This is a genomic window from Gluconobacter sp. R75690 (assembly GCF_015244525.1).
GTDB lineage: Bacteria > Pseudomonadota > Alphaproteobacteria > Acetobacterales > Acetobacteraceae > Gluconobacter > Gluconobacter potus.
Genome location: NZ_JABCQB010000001.1, coordinates 398,921 through 416,926 on the forward strand (window position 1 = coordinate 398,921; position 18,006 = coordinate 416,926).

At 61.7% G+C, this 18,006-nt stretch carries 16 protein-coding genes; 7 read left to right on the top strand and 9 right to left on the bottom strand.

All coding sequences use genetic code 11. The features are described 5' to 3' along the window. Nucleotides 1-223 precede the first annotated feature (223 nt). Nucleotides 224-2,443 (bottom strand): TonB-dependent receptor domain-containing protein, encoded by a 2,220-nt coding sequence (locus HKD27_RS01875; protein WP_228120363.1) that lies wholly within the window; start codon nucleotides 2,441-2,443, stop codon nucleotides 224-226. A gap of 686 nt (nucleotides 2,444-3,129) precedes the next feature. After that, nucleotides 3,130-3,534 (bottom strand): hypothetical protein, encoded by a 405-nt coding sequence (locus tag HKD27_RS01880; protein ID WP_024717091.1) that lies wholly within the window; start codon nucleotides 3,532-3,534, stop codon nucleotides 3,130-3,132. A gap of 169 nt (nucleotides 3,535-3,703) precedes the next feature. Here HKD27_RS01880 and uvrB point away from each other — a divergent pair, with 169 nt between their 5' ends. Beyond that, nucleotides 3,704-5,914 (top strand): excinuclease ABC subunit UvrB, encoded by a 2,211-nt coding sequence (uvrB, locus tag HKD27_RS01885; RefSeq protein ID WP_370544216.1) that lies wholly within the window; start codon nucleotides 3,704-3,706, stop codon nucleotides 5,912-5,914. Between the two features lie 104 nt (nucleotides 5,915-6,018). Continuing rightward, a complete protein-coding gene (greB, locus tag HKD27_RS01890) occupies nucleotides 6,019-6,525 on the top strand; it encodes a transcription elongation factor GreB (protein ID WP_194264703.1) in 507 nt (168 codons plus the stop codon). A 4-nt stretch (nucleotides 6,526-6,529) separates the two neighbouring features. Here the strand turns inward: greB and HKD27_RS01895 are convergent, their stop codons facing one another. Next, nucleotides 6,530-6,994, bottom strand: coding sequence for an NUDIX pyrophosphatase (locus HKD27_RS01895; RefSeq protein ID WP_194688123.1), 465 nt, complete (start codon nucleotides 6,992-6,994; stop codon nucleotides 6,530-6,532). A gap of 94 nt (nucleotides 6,995-7,088) precedes the next feature. On the opposite strand from HKD27_RS01895, the gene gshB reads away from it, so the two are divergent. After that, nucleotides 7,089-8,066, top strand: a complete 978-nt coding sequence (gene gshB / locus HKD27_RS01900) for a glutathione synthase (protein WP_194688122.1) — start codon at nucleotides 7,089-7,091, stop codon at nucleotides 8,064-8,066. A 9-nt stretch (nucleotides 8,067-8,075) separates the two neighbouring features. Here gshB and HKD27_RS01905 read toward each other — a convergent pair whose 3' ends face one another. Then, on the bottom strand, nucleotides 8,076-8,270 hold the full coding sequence (locus HKD27_RS01905; protein WP_194688121.1) for a hypothetical protein: 195 nt from the start codon (nucleotides 8,268-8,270) through the stop codon (nucleotides 8,076-8,078). Between the two features lie 164 nt (nucleotides 8,271-8,434). Between HKD27_RS01905 and HKD27_RS01910 the strand changes: the two genes are divergently transcribed. The 3 genes from HKD27_RS01910 to HKD27_RS01920 all read left to right on the top strand — a co-directional run bounded on the left by HKD27_RS01910 (nucleotide 8,435) and on the right by HKD27_RS01920 (nucleotide 11,327). Next, the gene (locus tag HKD27_RS01910) at nucleotides 8,435-9,115 is read left to right on the top strand and encodes a class I SAM-dependent methyltransferase (protein ID WP_011253381.1); all 681 of its coding nucleotides are present in this window, start codon (nucleotides 8,435-8,437) and stop codon (nucleotides 9,113-9,115) included. An 86-nt stretch (nucleotides 9,116-9,201) separates the two neighbouring features. After that, a complete protein-coding gene (locus tag HKD27_RS01915) occupies nucleotides 9,202-10,380 on the top strand; it encodes a cbb3-type cytochrome c oxidase subunit I (RefSeq protein ID WP_194688120.1) in 1,179 nt (392 codons plus the stop codon). Further along, nucleotides 10,377-11,327, top strand: coding sequence for a heme o synthase (locus tag HKD27_RS01920; protein WP_041112112.1), 951 nt, complete (start codon nucleotides 10,377-10,379; stop codon nucleotides 11,325-11,327). Before HKD27_RS01915 ends, HKD27_RS01920 begins: the two co-directional genes overlap by 4 nt. Nucleotides 11,328-11,524: 197 nt before the next feature. Here the strand turns inward: HKD27_RS01920 and HKD27_RS01925 are convergent, their stop codons facing one another. Genes HKD27_RS01925 through HKD27_RS01945 form a run of 5 tightly spaced genes read right to left on the bottom strand, consistent with a single transcriptional unit; the run spans nucleotide 11,525 to nucleotide 17,526 of the window. Further along, nucleotides 11,525-12,463 carry a Tim44 domain-containing protein gene (locus tag HKD27_RS01925; protein WP_194688119.1) on the bottom strand — a complete coding sequence of 313 codons (939 nt, stop codon included), beginning with the start codon at nucleotides 12,461-12,463 and terminating at the stop codon, nucleotides 11,525-11,527. Then, entirely contained in the window at nucleotides 12,463-13,797 is a 1,335-nt protein-coding gene (locus HKD27_RS01930) for a TldD/PmbA family protein (protein WP_194688118.1), read from the bottom strand. The genes HKD27_RS01925 and HKD27_RS01930 overlap by 1 nt, the downstream gene beginning before the upstream one ends. Beyond that, nucleotides 13,794-15,059, bottom strand: a complete 1,266-nt coding sequence (locus HKD27_RS01935; protein WP_194258599.1) for a pitrilysin family protein — start codon at nucleotides 15,057-15,059, stop codon at nucleotides 13,794-13,796. The genes HKD27_RS01930 and HKD27_RS01935 overlap by 4 nt, the downstream gene beginning before the upstream one ends. 59 nt (nucleotides 15,060-15,118) lie before the next feature. After that, nucleotides 15,119-16,519, bottom strand: a complete 1,401-nt coding sequence (thrC, locus tag HKD27_RS01940) for a threonine synthase (protein WP_194688117.1) — start codon at nucleotides 16,517-16,519, stop codon at nucleotides 15,119-15,121. A 23-nt stretch (nucleotides 16,520-16,542) separates the two neighbouring features. Further along, complete coding sequence (locus tag HKD27_RS01945) at nucleotides 16,543-17,526, bottom strand: hypothetical protein (protein ID WP_194688116.1); 984 nt, start codon at nucleotides 17,524-17,526, stop codon at nucleotides 16,543-16,545. Nucleotides 17,527-17,667: 141 nt separating this feature from the next. Here HKD27_RS01945 and HKD27_RS16620 point away from each other — a divergent pair, with 141 nt between their 5' ends. After that, entirely contained in the window at nucleotides 17,668-17,790 is a 123-nt protein-coding gene (locus tag HKD27_RS16620) for a hypothetical protein (protein WP_255522875.1), read from the top strand. Nucleotides 17,791-18,006: the final 216 nt, after the last annotated feature.

Consider the following 18,006-nt stretch of genomic DNA (forward strand, 5'->3'; position numbering starts at 1 on the left):
GTGATCGGGTGTCCATCGTACTGGAATCTTTGGATCAGGATTGATCAGTGCGATGAATGGCATGTCTGCGCTTATGTTAAATATAACATTATCATGAGTATATATAACGGATATGTAAACATAATATCACAATATGTATGTGATATGTTTTGTCGTTATGTGAGGGGCTGACCGGCCGGCCGGATCCGGCGCCCCTGAGGGGTACCGGATCGTGGAGTTCGGATCAGAACTGGGCTGCGATCGTTCCGAAGAACTCGCGCGGGGCTGCGACGAACAGGTTTGCGTTGTCGTCACCAGCGACCGAGGCTGCGCCATAGACGCCGCCGATATAGTTCTGGTTGTAGAGGTTGGTAATTCCGAAGGAGGTCTTCAGCTTCTGGGCGAAACCGACCTTGCCGAAATCGTAGGCAACGTTGAGGTTTGATGTCCAGTAGGCCGGAATCTGCTCATCGTTGGTATAGGTCATCTGACGCGCGCTTGTGTACGTCGTGTTAAAGTTGAAGGTTGCGTGGTGCCAGGTGTAGCTCACGTCAGCCTTGTACATGAACTTCGGGTAGTAGACCTGATGCTTGCCCTTGATGCTCACGTAACCGCCGTTATAGGGCAGGTGCGTGTCTTCATAGGTTGCATCGTTCCAGCTGAAGCTGTTGGTGATGGCCAGACCGGGCAGGGGGCGGAGCGTGCCTGCGACGTCTGCGCCGTTCATGGTTTCACGACCCACATTCATGAACGAACTGTAGGTGTTGCCCGTTGAGCCGCTCGTGATGGCTGCGAGGCGGTTGTAATAATCGGTATGGTAGAAGTCCGCGCTTCCAGAGAAGAAGTGGGAGTTGAAGCGGTAGCCGACCACATAGTTCCAGGTCCGCTCGGGGCGCAGGGATTTCTTGTTTTCGTCAAAGACGGTCTGTGCGGGGTTGGATGCGCTCCCAAGACCTGACCATGCGGAGCCACTGGAACTCTGGGCCGAGTAGTCATAGGCGCGCATGTTCTCGGCAATGTCGAAATAGACTTCGTGCTGATTGAGGAAGTGGTAGTCAAAGTTGAAATGCGGAAGGAACGCATTGGCTGCGGTCAGGCTGCCGGAGGCGGGATGGCTGTAATAGACGCCCCAGTCGGAAAGTGAGGCTGTATTGTCGACGCTGGTCCCGCCGTGGGTTGTCTGCAGCAGGGAGCGGAAGCCTGCTTCAACGGTCATGCCCGGAATGATCTGGTAAGTGTCCTGCAGGTAGAACTGGAACGTGTTGGTGTTGAAGGAGTCCGACCACCAGGTGGTGCCGTTCTTGAAGTCGGCGATGGAGGAATGCGGCGTGTTGACGCCGTCTTCGTACATCATCATCGGGTAGTTGAAGCGGTCGTTTTCGTACCAGATGCCGGTCTTGATGTCGTTGTTGTGGCCTGCATGGATGTCGAAGTTCTGGACGAAGCCCAGACGGCGGACGTCGGGATGGCCGGTTTCCATTGCCATCGGGACCTGTGAGGTCGGCGAGGTCAGGAACGGGTTGGTCGCGCTGTAATCGCCGTTGGAGACATGCGCGTAGGCGATTGTCTTGGACGTGACGTTCGGGAAAAGCTGGAATTCACCCGTGATGGCCGAGAGATAGTTTCTCTGGGTCTGGGTGCCGTCATAGGCGTAATCGCCGATTTCGTCATTGGAGAGCACGCCTTCGAGCCCGGCGGGGACGCCACCGTTCTGGGCGTAATAGGCGTACTGCTTGGCGAGTTCGTAATTGGGTTTCAGATAGGTCGTGTTGCGTCCCATCTTCTGCCACATGTTCTTGGTCAGGCCGAGATAGTTGTACTGCTCGAAGTTCGAGTAGTCGAAGACGGCCGTGATCTTGCCGCGGTCGCCGACGGGCTGGACCAGTTTGAAATTGGCCTGCTGTTCCTGCTGGTCGCCATAGCCTTTCCACAGATCCTGATCGGTGCGGGCATAGGCGGCATAGAACTTCGTGCCGCTGGAGTTCAGCTTGCCGCTGTCTACCCGGCCATAGGTCCGGAAACCGTTATAGCTGCCGAAGAGCTGGCTGATCTGGCCGCCTGCCTTGTCGGACGGGTCCGAGGAGGTGAAGGTGATGGCGCCGCCGAGGGTCTGGGCCGAGGGGGTATCCAGCGCGCCTGCGCCCTGGGACATGGTCAGGCTGGTGATGTTTTCCTGGATTTCCATCTGGTCGACTCCGAGGCCGTTCCAGTTGTGGAAGCCCTGGCCGCCCATCGGGATGCCGTCGAGCGAGACGCCGAGCTGGGTCTGGTTGAAGCCACGGACGTACAGGGTGTTTGCGACCGTATCGAGACCGAAGGCGTCATCGGATGCGAAGTTCGCGCCCGGTGTCGTCAGGGCGAGAATCTGCATCGGGCTGGTGCCGGCGACGAAGTGGTCCATCGTTTCGCGCGACACGACTTCCTCCGCGCTGTGGGAGCCTCTGCGGCGCACATGAACGGTCATGGATTCGGAGCCGGATTTGACTTCCGTGTGCTTGCGGGGGGAGGGAAGCGGCCGGGGGGCGGGGGACGCAGTGCGGATATGATTCGAACGATGCGGACGTGTTTTATGGTCGGCGTGGTCGGTGGTTTCGGCGTGGGCAGGGCTGATCAGAAGGCCGATCAACGCAACGCCGGATAACAGGTATCGTCCCAGGTCTGACTGCACGGGCTGGTCCTAATTCTTGTCGATGTAAATCCTGTGCGTCACGCTACGTCATAAAAATGCAACGGAACAACATATTTGTTAGAGAATTTGTGTATTTTGGGTGTTCTGTTTCATTAATACATCACCTCTTTGCATGGTTTTTTTTGATAATAAAGAGGAGGCTGCTTTATGTTTATATAAATATGTAGACTGTATTTGGGAGGGATGATTTTTTTGAAGAGTTATTGATGCGGATTTTGTGAAATAATTTTAATATATTCCACGAAATCAGGAGTAACCTTCCTCTGAAATCGTTATATTTTCGTATATGATTTCTTGAAGTCTTGTCAAAAGGCGGGTTCGGGTCGCAACGGATTTTTGCCGTATGAGGTCCGGAACAGGAAGAGGACTTGACCCGACGGGTGGTCGGGTCTGGAGAGGGTGTCGTGGGTTTTACCGGGCGGGGGTACCGGAAAAATTCAGCGCTGAAACATCCTGAAAAATCAGAAGATTTCCTTGATCAGGTCGTTGCCGATGCTGAAGCCGGCGCCGGCTTCGACGGAGCGGGCGAAGCCGGAATTGAGGATGTTCGAGACGAAATTGTTGTCCGGTACCGGCTGGACGGGGGCCTGCTGGGTCGGGGCCTGATAGGTGGTCTGGCTGCCGTAATCCTGCTGGGCGTTGGCAAGGGCCGCGTGGAGCTGTTGCAGGAGGTTTGTGACCTGCTGCTGTTCGGCCTGGAAGGCGAGGGCGAGTTCGCGCAGGTCGAGGGACCATTCGCGGGCCTGCATGTCGCCACCCTGGGCGGCGGCCTGCATCTTGGATCCCAGGGCCTGAAGGGCCTGGGCGGACTGCTGGGCCTGTTGCTGGAGCTGGTTGTAGGTCTGCTCGATCGTCTGGACGTCCATGACGGTTCTTCCTTCAAAGATACGGGAGTGTTGATACCGCCGGGGCGCGAGTCCCTCCATCCCTTTCAGCAATAAAATGTCATAAAGATACGCAGGCGGAATGCTGTCTTTATGGGAGAGGGCGGGGAAAGCTCTTGCTGTCCGTGATGTGCTTTCCCATCTTGGCATGATGGCCATAAAAGAATCCTCGTCCGTCCGTAATGCGACCGCAATGCCGTTGACCCAGTTCCTGCCGGAGCGGCAGCCTGCAAAGGCGAAGACGCGCAAATTCGTTGTCAAATCGGATTACGAGCCGGCGGGCGATCAGCCGACGGCGATTGCGGAGCTTGTGCAGGGCGTCGAGGGCGGTGAGCGGGATCAGGTCCTGCTGGGCGTTACGGGCTCGGGCAAGACGTTCAGCATGGCGAAGGTGATCGAGGCGACGCAGAAGCCGACGCTCATTCTTGCGCCGAACAAGACGCTGGCGGCGCAGCTTTACGGGGAGATGAAGCAGTTCTTCCCGGACAATGCGGTCGAATATTTCGTGTCCTACTACGATTACTACCAGCCGGAGGCTTATGTGCCGCGGTCGGATACGTATATCGAGAAGGACAGCCAGATCAACGAGCAGATCGACCGGATGCGCCATGCGGCCACGCAGGCTCTGCTGGAACGTAATGACGTGATCATCGTGGCGTCCGTGTCGTGCATTTACGGTATCGGGTCGGTCGAGACGTATTCGAAGATGGTGGTGCGGCTTGAGGTTGGCGGGTCCATTGACCGGGACCGGCTGATCAAGGCGCTGGTGGAGTTGCAGTACCGGCGCAATGATGCGGCGTTCGAGCGCGGGACGTTCCGGGTGCGGGGCGAGCAGATCGATATTTTCCCGGTGCAGAACGAGGACCGGGCCTGGCGGGTGTCGCTGTTTGGTGACGAGATCGACCAGATCGTGGAGTTCGATCCGCTGACCGGGAACAAGACGGCGGATCTGGCGGAAATCAGCGTTTATGCGAACTCGCATTATGTGACGCCGCGGCCGACGCTCAATCAGGCGATGATCGGGATCAAGAACGAACTTCGCGGGCGGCTGACGCAGTTTACCGAAGATGGCAAGCTGCTGGAGGCGGAGCGTCTGTCGCAGCGGACCACGTTCGATCTGGAAATGATCGAGACGACCGGGGCGTGCAAGGGGATCGAGAACTACTCGCGCTATCTGTCCGGGCGTGGGCCGGGGGATCCGCCGCCGACCCTGTTTGAATATCTGCCGGAAGATGCGCTGCTGATCGTGGATGAAAGTCATGTCACGGTGCCGCAGATCGGCGGGATGGAGCGTGGGGACAGGGCGCGGAAAAGCGTGCTGTCGGATTACGGGTTCCGTCTGCCGTCCTGCATCGACAACCGTCCGCTGGCGTTCGGGGAGTGGAATGCGTTCCGGCCGCAGTCGATCTTTGTCTCGGCGACGCCGGGCCCCTGGGAAATGGAGCAGACGGGCGGTGTGTTTGCCGAGCAGATCATTCGTCCGACGGGGCTGATTGATCCGGTGACGGATGTGCGGCCGGTCGAAGGGCAGGTTGATGATCTGCTGCATGAATGCCGCGAGGCGATCAGCAAGGGCGGGCGTGTGCTGGTCACGACGCTGACCAAGCGGATGGCCGAGGATCTGACGGATTATCTCGGGGAGGCGGGCGTCAAGGTCCGGTATCTGCATTCGGATGTGGATACGCTGGAGCGGATCGAGATCATTCGCGATCTGCGGCTTGGAGCGTTTGACGTGCTGGTGGGGATCAACCTGCTGCGTGAGGGGCTGGATATTCCGGAATGTTCGGTTGTGGCCATTCTCGATGCGGACAAGGAAGGGTTCCTGCGGTCCAAGACATCGCTGATCCAGACGATCGGGCGTGCGGCTCGTAACGTCGATGGACGTGTGCTGCTTTATGCGGACAAGATGACGGACAGTCTGAAATACGCGATCGAGGAGACGGCGCGGCGTCGGGCCAAGCAGACGGAATGGAACGAGGCACACGGGATTACGCCGATGACGGTGCGCTCGAAGATCGGGGATGCGCTGTCTTCGGTGTTCGAGCAGGATTATGTGACGGTGGCGCCGGATGGATCTGGCGATACGGAGCAGTTCGTTGGCAAATCGCTGCCCGCCACGATCCAGGATCTGGAAAAGCGGATGCGGGAGGCTGCGGCCAATCTGGACTTCGAGCAGGCGGCGCGGCTGCGCGACGAGGTCAAGCGTCTGGAAGCGATTGATATGGGGCTGGAGCCGCCGCCGATTGCGAACTCGACCGCCGGGCGGCCGGGCGCGCGGAAGGCTCCGAAAACGCCTGTGCCGCTGGGACCGGGTGGGGGCGGCTACGATCCGGCGAAGAAGAAGCGTGGCCGGGGGCGCTGATCCGGGCCATACGGTCTTTTCGTTTTTTGGACGTGGCTGGTTTTTTCAGGATCTGAACATGGGTTTTTCGTTGCTGGTTTCTTCGGTTGGGGCAGGGCGGCCGCATGGCTGAGAAGACGCCGTTATCGCATTATCTGTCGCCGAAGGGGGCTGCCGTCATGCGCGCCGAGCTGAAGGAGCTGGCGCAGAAGGAGCGGCCGCGGATTGTGGAGATCGTGTCCTGGGCGGCGGGGAATGGCGATCGTTCGGAGAATGCGGATTACCAGTATGGCAAGCGCCGGTTGCGGGAGATCGACCGGCGGATGCGGTTTCTGGGCAAGCGGCTGGAGAATGCGGTGATCGTGGATCCTGCGGCCCAGACGACGCGGGACCGTGTGTTTTTCGGGGCGACCGTGACGTATGTGGACGAGGATGACGTCGAGCATACGGTGACGATCCTTGGTGTGGACGAGTCCGATCTGGCGCGGGGGGAGGTCAGTCTGGTTTCGCCGGTGGCGCGGGCACTGATGCGGACGCGCGTGGGCGATGTTGCGATGTTGCAGACGCCGCGCGGGCCGGTTGAGATCGAGATCCTGAAGATTGTCTATCCAGTGGCGGTGGCGACGGTCTGAGCCTTCACGGCAGGAGTGTGCCGTCGCGCAGGCGTTCGGCTGTTTCCCACAGGGCGGTCCGGTTGGAGTCCCAGGTCAGGTGCTGGCGCGCGTTTTCGTAGGAAAACCATGCGCAGGTCGTGTGCTCGGTGGAGAGGGACAGGGTCTGTCCGGTGGCGTCGGCTGCGAAGCAGTGTTCGGGGATGGCGTAGAGTAGCGGTGACCATGTGGAGCGGGCGGCGAAATGGCCAACGGGGATGGTGGCGCTGGCCTGTAGCGGGAACAGGGGCGTGTCTGCGGAGAGGCCGCTTTCTTCCTGCATTTCGCGTTTTGCAGCCTGAAGCGGTGTTTCGCCGTCGTCACCCCCGCCTGCGATGCCTTGCCAGTCCCCGGAATCGCTGCGCCGGAAGAGAGCGTATTCGGTGCCGCTGCCGGTTTTGCGGAAGGGCAGGACGAGGATCTGGAATGGCGCGCGTCGTGGGGCGGTCATGAGAGGGAACTCCGGAACGGGGGATTTTGAAAAACCGGGTCATGCGGTTACAGAGGACTGGACCACTCCTCTTTCTCCCTGCCGGAGTTTTCCGATGTCCCGTTCTCTTCGCGTTGCTGTCCAGATGGATCCTCTGGAGTACGTCAATATTGATGGTGACTCCACGTTTGCGATGATGCTTGAGGCGCAGGCGCGCGGCTATGAGCTGTGGGTCTATCCGGTGACGACGCTGAGCCTTGTCGAGGGGCAGGGTAAGGGCGGGCGTGTGCAGGCCCGGGCGCGGCGTGTCGAGGTGCGGCGCGAGCGGGGCAATCATGCGACGTTTGGTGAGGAGCAGGTGCTGGATCTGGGGCAGACGGATGTGATCCTGATGCGTCAGGATCCGCCGTTCGACATGGGCTACATCACGGCCACGCACATGCTGGAGCATGTGCATGGTGTGGGTGAGGGGCGGTCGCTGGTGGTGAATGATCCGGTCGCCGTGCGCAATGCGCCGGAAAAGCTGCTGGTGACGCATTTCCCACATCTGATGCCGCCGACGCTCGTGACTTGGGACACGCGCGAAATCCTGGCGTTCCGGGAGAAGTATCAGGACATCATCGTCAAGCCGCTTTACGGCAATGGCGGATCGGGGATTTTCCGGATCAAGCCGGATGATGAGAATCTCGGCGCGCTGCTGGAGATGCATTTCGCGCGGTCGCGTGAGCCGCTCATGATTCAGCGTTACGAGCCGGCCGTGCGTCAGGGCGACAAGCGCATCATTCTGGTGGATGGCGAGGCGATTGGCGCGATCAACCGCGTTCCGGCGACGGGTGAGGCGCGGTCGAACATGCATGTCGGCGGTCGGGCCATGAGCGTGGAACTGACGGCGCGGGATAGGGAAATCTGTGAGTCGATCGGGCCGTATCTGCGCGATCACGGGCTGATTTTCACGGGGATCGACGTGATTGGCAACTGGCTGACGGAAATCAACGTCACGTCCCCGACCGGTCTGCAGGAGCTGGACCGTTTTGACGGGATCAACAGTGCCGGGCTGATCTGGGATGCGATCGAGAGGCGTGTTCTGGCCTGAGGATCCCGGTCAGGATTTATCGTCTTTGGGCGGGGGCGTGTAGCTGAACGGAAGCTGGGCTTCGGGCGCGTTGTCCTCGACGGGGGTGGGGCGGTCTTTCCCGAAACGGTTACTGACCCAGGCGATAATCTGCTGGCGGAAATACAGGAAATAGATTGTGGACCAGATGATGAATGTGAGCCCCACGAGGGAATAGATCAGCACTGTTGTCCTCCTCGGGCCTGTCCGATGTGTCGCTTTGAAACGTCTTGCGCACTGCGTGTCTTGCCAGATGCATATCCGGGAGGGCAAGAAGGTGCCAATTGAACATGTTCCGGACAGCTCTGGCCTGTTGAGGGCCGGGCGGACAAAGAAGGTCGCATATCATCATGTCCTCAACCCTTTCCCCGCGTTCGGCACTGGACGCGGAAGCCGTCAAGACGGCTTATCGCCGATGGGCCCGCGTTTATGATACTGTTTTTGGCGGTATTTCGGGATACGGACGTAAGAGAGCAGTGGCTGCGGTCAATGCCCTGCCAGGCGAGAGGGTTCTGGAAGTCGGCGTTGGAACGGGGCTGGCCCTGCCGTCCTATTCTCGCGACAAGCGGATTACGGGAATCGACCTTTCCGAAGACATGCTGGAGCGTGCGCGCATCCGCGTCCTGCAGGATCATCTGACGAATGTGGATGATCTGCTGGAAATGGATGCGGAAGCCACGACGTTCGAGGACGACAGCTTCGATATTGCTGTTGCGATGTTTGTTGCGTCCGTCGTGCCGCATCCGGACCGGCTGCTGGCCGAGCTCAAGCGTGTCGTGAAGCCGGGCGGGCATATCCTGTTCGTCAACCACTTCCTGGCGACGGGCGGCCTGCGTCTTTCGGTCGAGCGGGGCATGGCCCGCGCATCGCGTTCGCTGGGCTGGCACCCGGATTTTGCGATTGAATCGCTGCTGCCGCCGGAAGACCTGCGCCGCGCCACGCTGACGCCGGTTCCGCCTGCGGGACTGTTTACACTCGTGACATTGCCGCAATGCGAGAGTAAAAGCGACGCAGCAGCCCTGGTCGCCTGATCGGCGTTTGGTTCCGCACTTGTGTCGGCGCCGAGTATTCCGACGCTCGCTGCGGTATTCCTAGTTCAGGGACCGACTACGCGATCATGACTTATCAGGCCGTCGATACTGCCCCGTATACTGCCTCGGCCCGTTCCAGCCGCCGAGTCGGAACGTCTTTCATTCTGCTGGCACTTTTTGCCGGTCTGCTGGGCGGGTCGCTGGCTCTGCCAATTCTTCAGACACATCCCACGAGCGGTCAGGCGTTCTGCCACGGTATTCTCATGACGTTCTTCGTCATGTGCCCGGCAGCGCTTGGTGGTTTTGGCCAGTGGCTTCTGCCGTCCGCGCTGGGGACTGACCGGACGGTGCTTCGGGGCCTGACGATGGCGGGGTTCGGGTTCCTGTCTTCCGGCGTGGTGCTGCTTCCGGTTCTGCCGTTCGTAGCCCTGCTGCTGTGGTCGGTCGGAATCCTGGCTGTGGCGATTGACGTGATCACCACATGTCTGGAGGGACGGACCTGCCGTTTCCGTGACATGTCGCCGCTGGCCTGGTCGTTGCTGGCGACGGCGTGCAGCGTTGTTCTCGTGGCGCCGGTTCTGGCGGCGGTTGTGACGCGCGGCATGATGGACGGGATTACGACCACGGCCCTGATCGAGACGCTGCATCTTCCGGAAACCGCGCTGATGCTGACGCCTGCTCTGGGACTGGTGGCATCCGCGCTGCTGTCGCGCTCGGCTAGTGGGGGCGCTTCCTGGACGGTGGCGCCTTATGTTTTTGGCGTCATGGGCATTGGTGGTCCGCTTCTGTGGATGGACGGGCTGTATGGCTCGCTTCCCGCTGGCGTGACGGCCAGCCTTGTTTTTGTGACGCAGATCGTGCCGTCCGTAGTTCTGATTGGTGCGCTGTGCCGGGATGTGTGGCAGCAGAAACGCGATCTGGATGGTGCCGCGCTCTGGGCGATTGGCAGCATTCTGCTGTTTACGGCCGGGTGGCTGTCTGACTGGCTTCCGGGACATTCGGGCGATCATACGGCTGTGGCGTTCGGCGGTATCATGGCGCTTTGCAGTGGGTTCTATGCCTGGGTTGAGATGCTTCTCCCCCGTCGGATCCCCGTGATGATGAGCCGGCTGCATGCCGGGCTGATGCTGGTCGGGGCGTTCTGTTCGATTGTGCCGGGCGTCATGATCTATGGTGAAGTTCTTATGGGGATCAGTCTGCTGGCCTTTGGTCTGGTCGGGCTGTTCCTGTTGAGGGAGACCGGGCGTGCCCGGGTCTCGGCATGAGCGATACGGCGACACCTTTAGCCCCTTCGGGGGTTTTTTCTGTTCCGGGCAAGGATGGTGATCCGTCCCTGCGGGAATGGCTGGCGCTTCTCAAGCCGCGCGTGATTTCGCTGGTGGTGTTTACGGGGGCTGCGGGCATGGCCGTGGCGCCGCGCTGGCCGTCCATTCCCATCGGGCTGATTACCATCCTGTGCATCTGCATCGGGGCAGGTGCCGCTGGTGCGATCAACATGTGGTATGACCGCGATATTGACGCGATCATGAAGCGGACGGTCGTGCGGCCCATTCCCGACGGGCGGATGCCGGAGCAGGCGGCGCTGGTTTATGGCGTTGTGCTCTCGGTTCTGTCGGTGGTGGTGCTGTGGCTGGCGACGAATGCGCTGGCGGCGGGGATTCTGGCGTTCTCGATCTTTTTCTACAGCGTCATCTACACGATGTGGCTCAAGCGGAGCACGCCGCAGAACATCGTGATTGGTGGGGCTGCGGGCGCGTTTCCGCCGATGATCGGCTGGGCTGCGACCATGAACTCCATGGCTGTGCTGCCGGTCGCGATGTTTGCGATCGTATTCCTGTGGACGCCGCCGCATTTCTGGTCGCTGTCGCTTTATGCGTGCAAGGATTACGGCAAGGCGGGCATTCCGATGCTGCCGGTCGTGAAGGGCGCGCGGCATACGCGATGGCAGATCCTGATCTACACCTTCATTCTCACGGCCGTTTCGTTGGTGCCGAGCTTCGTGCATGAAGTCGGGCTGACCTATACGGTTGTGACCAGTCTGCTGGATCTGGGCTTCATTCTCTGTGCGTTCCGGGTGCTGATGGACAAGCAGGATGCGGAAGGGGTGAGCCTGACGAAGGACAAGCCGGCGCGGTTCGCGTTCCGGTATTCGCTGGCCTATCTGTTCCTGCTGTTCTGTGGGCTGCTGGTTGACCGGGTTCTGATCGGATGAACATGACCACTGATATTGATCTCGCCCGCAAGCGGCGTCTGAGCCGGATTACGGGGATTGTTGGTGGTGTGGTGCTGCTGGCTGTGATCTTTTACATGATTACGCTGACGCGGCTGTAAGGGCCGGTGTTCAGCTTCTTATTCAGGCAATAAAAAAGGCCCGGGGGTTTCCCGGGCCTTTTCTGTTTGTGGGGCTTTTCAGCCGGCCTGCTGGATGGCGGAGAGGATCCAGTTGCCGCGGCCATCGGCGCGGACGAAGGTCCAGAGTTCGGTCACGGTGACGGGCTCGGTGGAGCTGCCGTCGATGACGTTGCCCATGGAGTCCGTGGTGACGTCCGTCATGGAGTAGCGCATGGCGACCGTGGCGTAGGTCAGGTTGCCTTCGCGCCAGGCTTCGGAGAGGTCACCGCGCTGGAACTGGACGTTGGAGACGATGTTCCGGGCGCCGCGGCTCGCCAGATCGGAAAGCTGGGCGTTGAAATAGCCCGTCATTTCCGGCGTGGCCATGCTGGCGAGGGCGCGCATGTTCTGTGCGCTCCAGGCGGCCTGGATGTCGAGCAGAAGGCGCTGGAAACTCAGGTAGTCGTCATTGGTCAGCGTCACGGGCGTGCTGCCGCCTGTGTTGCCGAAGGGCGTTGCGCCTGCGGAAGAGGGCATGCCCATCGGGCTGCGCTGACCACGGTTACCAAACAGGCGCAGGACGAAGGCGATCAGGCCGCCGATGATGAGAACCTGCAGCAGGAAGCCGAAGAACGACGTACCGCCGGTCATACCGCCCATGAAGCCGTGACCGCTCAGCAGACCGAACAGGCCTGCGCCCAGAAAGCCGCCTGCAAAGCCGCTCAGGAACGGATGGCGGACCGGGTAGGACGGTCTGTAGGCCGGGGCGCCGTAGCCGGGCATCGGGGTTGTGGGCGTTGCGCCGTAACCGGGTGCAGAGCGTGGGGTTGCGGACTGGTCCATCGGGCGGGCCCAGCCGGGTGTGATGGATGTGCGCGGCGGGGCGCTCCAAGTGTGGGAGCCGCGGCTTCCGATGGAGCTGCCGCTGCCCGGGCGCGCATCCGCTGTTCCCAGCGCGCCGAGGCTGACAGCGCAGAGGAGGGCGAGGGCGGTCGTAGAAAGTCGGAATTTACGCATCAAAGTCCTGCAATGTTCATGCCGTCGATCCGGATACTTGGTGCATTAACGCTCTGCCGGAACATTAGATCACTGCCCGGAATCATGCGGGCAAACATGTCCTTGAGATTGCCGGCCACCGTGAGTTCGGCGACGGGTTCGGCGATCTCGCCGTTGCGGATCATGAAGCCCGAAGCGCCACGGCTGTAATCGCCGGTCAGCATGTTAACCGACGAGCCTATGAGCTCCGTGATCAGGATCCCTTCACTGATATCGGAACGCAGGGCCTCGGAAGAAAGGGTTCCGGCTGCGAGATGAAGATTTGTCACACTCGGGGAGGGCGGTGAGGCGACGCCACGGCTGGCGCGGCCGTTCGTGGGCATGTTGAGCTGGCGGCCGCTGCGGGAGTCGAGCAGCCAGGCCTGGAGGATGCCGTCCGCGATCAGGTCCAGCGGCAGGGCGGCACAGCCTTCGGCGTCGAAGGGACGCGAGGCTGCACCCCGGATGCGGCGCGGGTCGTCATGGACGGTCAGGCCGGCGGAGAGGATCTGCTTGCCGAGGCTGTCCTTGAGGAAGGACGTTCCGCGCGCGATGGCGGCACCATTGATGGCCCCGACCAGATGGCCGAGCAGGGTGCTGGAGACGCGCGGGTCGTAGATAACGCTGTAGGTGCCGGTGCGGGGGCGGCCGGGATTGATGCGGGCCAGGACGCGCTCGGCGGCTTCGCGGCCGATGACGGTCGGGCTTTCGAGGTCTTCGAGATGCACGGCGCTGCGGAATGCATAATCGCGCTGCATCGTAGCGCCTTCGCCGGCGAGGACGCTGGCGCTGATGGAATGTCCGGTGCGGCTGTAGGCGCCGAAGAAGCCGGCGGAGGTGCCGAGTGCGACCGAGGTGCGGCCGTGACTGGCGGAGGCGCCGTTGGTGTTGGTGATGCCTTCAAAGGACAGGGCGGTGTCCTCGGCTTCGCGGGCGCGGGCGAGGAGGTCGTCCATGCTTGGGGCGGAGCTGCATTCGAGGTCCAGTCCGGCGGCGTCGAAACGGCCCTGAAGGGCGGCTTCGGCGAGGCCGGCATACTGGTCTTCGGGGACCACGAGGGCCATGGCGCAGGCCTGTTCGGCCAGACGGTCGAACTCGGCTTCGTTCAGAACGCTTGTCGAAACCGTGGCTGCCCGTTTGCCGCGGAAGACGCGCAGGCCGAGGGCGACGCTCTCGGAGCGCTCGATGCCTTCGGGGACGCCCTTGCGAACGAGTGCGGACTCGGACTCGTCGCGGACGAGGATGGCGTCCGCATGGTCTGCGCCGTGGCGGCGGGCTGCGGCGAGAAGGGCTTCGACGGGCGTTGTGGTGGTCATGCGGCGAGCCTTGCTGTGATGTCCTCGAGGGAGGGCATGTTGCCGACGGGGCCGATGGCGGTGAAGGTCGGCGTGCCGGAGAAGATTGTGCGGGCGACGCGCAGGATGTCGGCTTCCGTCACGGCGTCGATCTTGCCGACCGTCTCGGCTGTGGGGACGGGACGGTTATGGACCTGGATCTGGCGGGCGAGCTGCTCGCAGCGGCTGCCGGTGCTTTCCAGCGACATCAGGAGCGAGGATTTGAGCTGGGCGCGGGCGCGGGACAGCTCTTCCGCGCTCAGGCCGTCCTGCAGGCGCTTGAGTTCGTCGATCATGACGGGCACGAGCTCTGCGGTCTGTTCTTCGCCCGTGCCGGCGTAGAGGCCGAACAGGCCGCTGTCGCTGAAGGGGGAAGCGAAGGAATAGACGCTGTAGACCAGACCCCGACGCTCGCGGATTTCCTGGAACAGGCGCGAGGACATGCCGCCGCCGAGCAGCGTTGAGAGGATCATGACCGCGTAATGGTCGGGGTGCATGTAGCTGACCGAGGGGAAGCCCATGACAAGGTGGGCCTGATCCAGTTCGCGGGTCGTACGCAGTTCGCCGCCCTCATAGGCTGCCGCGCGGGGGCGGGGCGTCTGATGGGTTGGGAGGTCGCGGAAATGGTCTTTCACCAGATCGACGACCTGCTGGTGGTGCAGGTTCCCGGCGGCGGCGATGGTGATGTTGTGGGTCGTGTAGTGCTCGCGCATGTAGGACATGAGCGTGTCGCGCGTCATGTTCGAGACGAGTTCTTCCGAACCCAGCGTAGGGCGGCCCATGGGCTGTTCGGGGAAGGCGCGTTCCTGGAACTGGTCGAAGATGATGTCGTCAGGCGTGTCGTTGGCCTGGCCGATTTCCTGAAGGATGACGCCGCGTTCGCGCTCGATTTCGGCATCGAGGAACGTGCTGTGGGTCAGGATGTCGCCGATGATGTCCACGCCGAGGGCGAGATCGTTCTTCAGCAGTTTGACGTAATAGGCGGTGGTTTCGCGGGCGGTGTAGGCGTTGATGTAGCCGCCCACATTCTCGATCTCCTCGGCGATGCGGGAGGCGGAGCGGCGCTCGGTGCCCTTGAAGGCCATGTGTTCGAGGAAGTGGGAGACGCCGTTGTTGTCGGCGGTCTCGTCGCGCGTGCCGATGGAGACATAGGCTCCGAAGGAGACGGTTTCGACGCGGTCCATCCGTTCGGTGATGATGGTCAGGCCGTTATCGAGTCTGGTGACTTCAATCGTATCGGGCATGAGGTTCCGTATTGTCGAAGGAAGGCAGGCTCCCCGGCCGGGGAGCCTGTGTTGGACGATCAGCCGCGCCGGATATGGGCGCGGACGGCGTCCTGAAGGCCGGCAATTTGGCTGTCCATGCATTCGTAGCGCTCGGTGCGCTCGAACAGGTCGGACAGGTGCGGCGGGAGTTTGGGGTGGATGCCGGTGGCGGCGATGACGGCGTCCGGGAACTTGGCAGGATGGGCCGTGGCGGCCGCGACCATAGGAATACCGGGTTCCTGGAAACGCTTGCCGACGGCGAGGCCGATCGCGCTGTGTGGGTCCGCGAGATAGAGGCTCTCGTTGTAGAACAGGCGCATGGCTTCGCTGGTTTGTTCGTCGGTGAGGGTCATGCCCTCGAACACCTCTTTCATGCGGGTCCAGGCGTCATGCGGGACGGCCATGCGGCCGGTCTCGCGGAACTCGCGCATGATGGCGGCGCAGCGGGTGGCGTTGCGGTCCAGCAGTTCGAACAGCAGACGCTCGAAATTGGACGAGACCTGAATATCCATCGAGGGCGACAGGCTGGGCTCGACCGTGCGGACGCTCATGTCGTTGTCGATGACGAAACGGGTGAGGATGTCGTTGCGGTTGGAGCCGATGCAGAGTTTTTTGATGGGCAGGCCCATCTGCTTTGCGGCCCAGGCGGCGAGGACGTTGCCGAAATTGCCGGTCGGAACCGAGAAGGAGACTTCGCGGTCCGGAGCGCCGAGGGCGAGGGCTGCGCGGACGTAATACGGGATCTGGGCGGCGATGCGGGCCCAGTTGATGGAGTTGACGGCCGAGAGCGAGACTTCGTCACGGAAGGCATGGTCGGCGAACATCGCCTTGACCAGATCCTGACAGGTGTCGAAATCGCCTTCGACGGCGATGTTGAGGATGTTGTCGTCCTGAACGGTCGTCATCTGGCGGCGCTGGACATCCGAGGTGCGACCCTTGGGGTGCAGGATGACGACGGAGAGGCGTTCGCGGCCACGGCAGGCCTCGATGGCGGCGGAGCCGGTGTCGCCAGACGTTGCGCCGACGATCGTGACGTGGCGGTTGCGCTGGGTCAGGACGTGATCGAACAGGCGGCCGAGCATCTGCATCGCCATGTCCTTGAAGGCGAGAGTCGGGCCGTGGAACAGTTCGAGGGAATAGAGATCCTGCTCGACTTCAACCAGCGGGACCACGGCGGCGTGGTCGAAATCCGCATAGGCATCGCGGGTCATGTCGCGCAGGGTTTCGACGTCGATCGCGCCTTCGGTGAAGAGGGCGATGACTTCGGCGGCGAGGTCCGGATAGGAGAGCGTGCGCCACTCGCGCAGGGTCTGCGGGCTGATCTTCGGCCAGCTCTCCGGCATGTAGAGACCGCCATCTCCTGCCAGACCGGCGAGAAGGATGTCAGAGAAGTTCGGGGCGTCGGCGGTCAGCTCGCCGCGGGTCGATCGGTAGCGCATGGGGGAATTTATATCACGTCCTGTCAGGGCAAGGCGATGCGAAGAATGTGGGTTGTGCCATCTTCCGTGGCCAGAACGGCCATCTGGTGGCTGTCGGAGACGGCGGGGGCGCCTGCATCGAAGAGGCGCTGGTCGCGGAGGATCCGCAGTGGGATGCGGTCGCTGCCGAATTTCAGGATGCTGCCGACGGTGATGTCGGACAGGTAGAAGGTGTCATCCGGGGTCAGGGTCGCGCCGCCGAGGCTGGGGGTTGTCCGCCACTCGGTGATGCCGTCGAGCTGTTCGACGGCGGTGAAGGTCGTGTCGGTCAGCAGGGCGGTTTCGATGCGGGACATGGGGCCGCAGGCGGGCTGGTAGAAGAGCCACTGGCCTTTGGCGTCCAGCATGAGGAAGCGCACATTGCCGCCGGCCATGGGGTGTCCGTCCGGTCCCATGCGCGGCTGGTTGTTGCGCAGGAGCGGGTGCCGGCCGGTGAGGGACATGTCGTAGGGCAGGAAGCGGGTGGCCTTGCCGGTCTGGAGGTTTGCCACGACGAGGGCGGGTTTGCCTTCATCGGCCAGATAGGCGTGGGTATCGTGGACCTGAAGGGCGATCAGGTTGCTGCCCTGGACCGTGGCGCCGCTCAGGGGAATGCGGGACTGGAGCGATCCGTCCTGCGACATCCGGATGAGGGCGGGCTGTGCGCCAGCTGCAAGGCCCCAGAGATCGGTGCCGGACCGGGTCAGCGCGACCAGACGGTCCGTGGGCTGACTGGGGTCGGGAAGGGGGGAGACCGTATTGGTGGCGTCGATCCGGACGGGATGTCCGTTGGTATCGAGGGCCAGATAGGTCCCGTTTTCGGCGGCGAGCAGCGTTGTGGGCTGTAGGCCCGGGAGCGTTGCGTCTGCTGTGATGGACGCCTGAACGGGAGCGTCCTGCCAGGGATGATCCGCTCTGGCGGGGGTGGCCATGACGGCCAGTGCCGCAAGGCCGGTAGCGGCGGCGACGTGCAGGAGACGGGTTTTCATACCTCTGACATTGCCCTGCCAGCCGTGTTTGGCAAGTCAGAAGTGGCTTCAGGAGTTTACTTCGGTCTTTTCGGTTTTGGTTGGGGTAGCCGGCTCTGTTCCATGACCGTCAGCGATTGGGCTTTTGAGAGGACCGGGGACATGATCAACGACAAGAGGCGCTGGCCTTGGATTCGAGAGCCAGGGTGCAAGCTCGTGCTCGACTGGGAACAGGACCGCAGCATGCATCAGCAGCGCGGCTTCGATGGTCAGGCACTCGATTGACCATCGGTTGTCAGGCATGCGGGAGATGTAATGGCCCGAAGCAGTTCGCCGCACCTCGATGGGGAATGTCCGGGTGGTCATTCCCTGTCGGACCGTCGCGTACACCAGATCCGGGACCGGGCCTGTTCTCTGTTCAAGATGCATCGTCTGAAAACCTCTGACACGGTACTTGGATTTACGGTTTTGACCAAATAACTGTGAAAACTTCGTTAACGC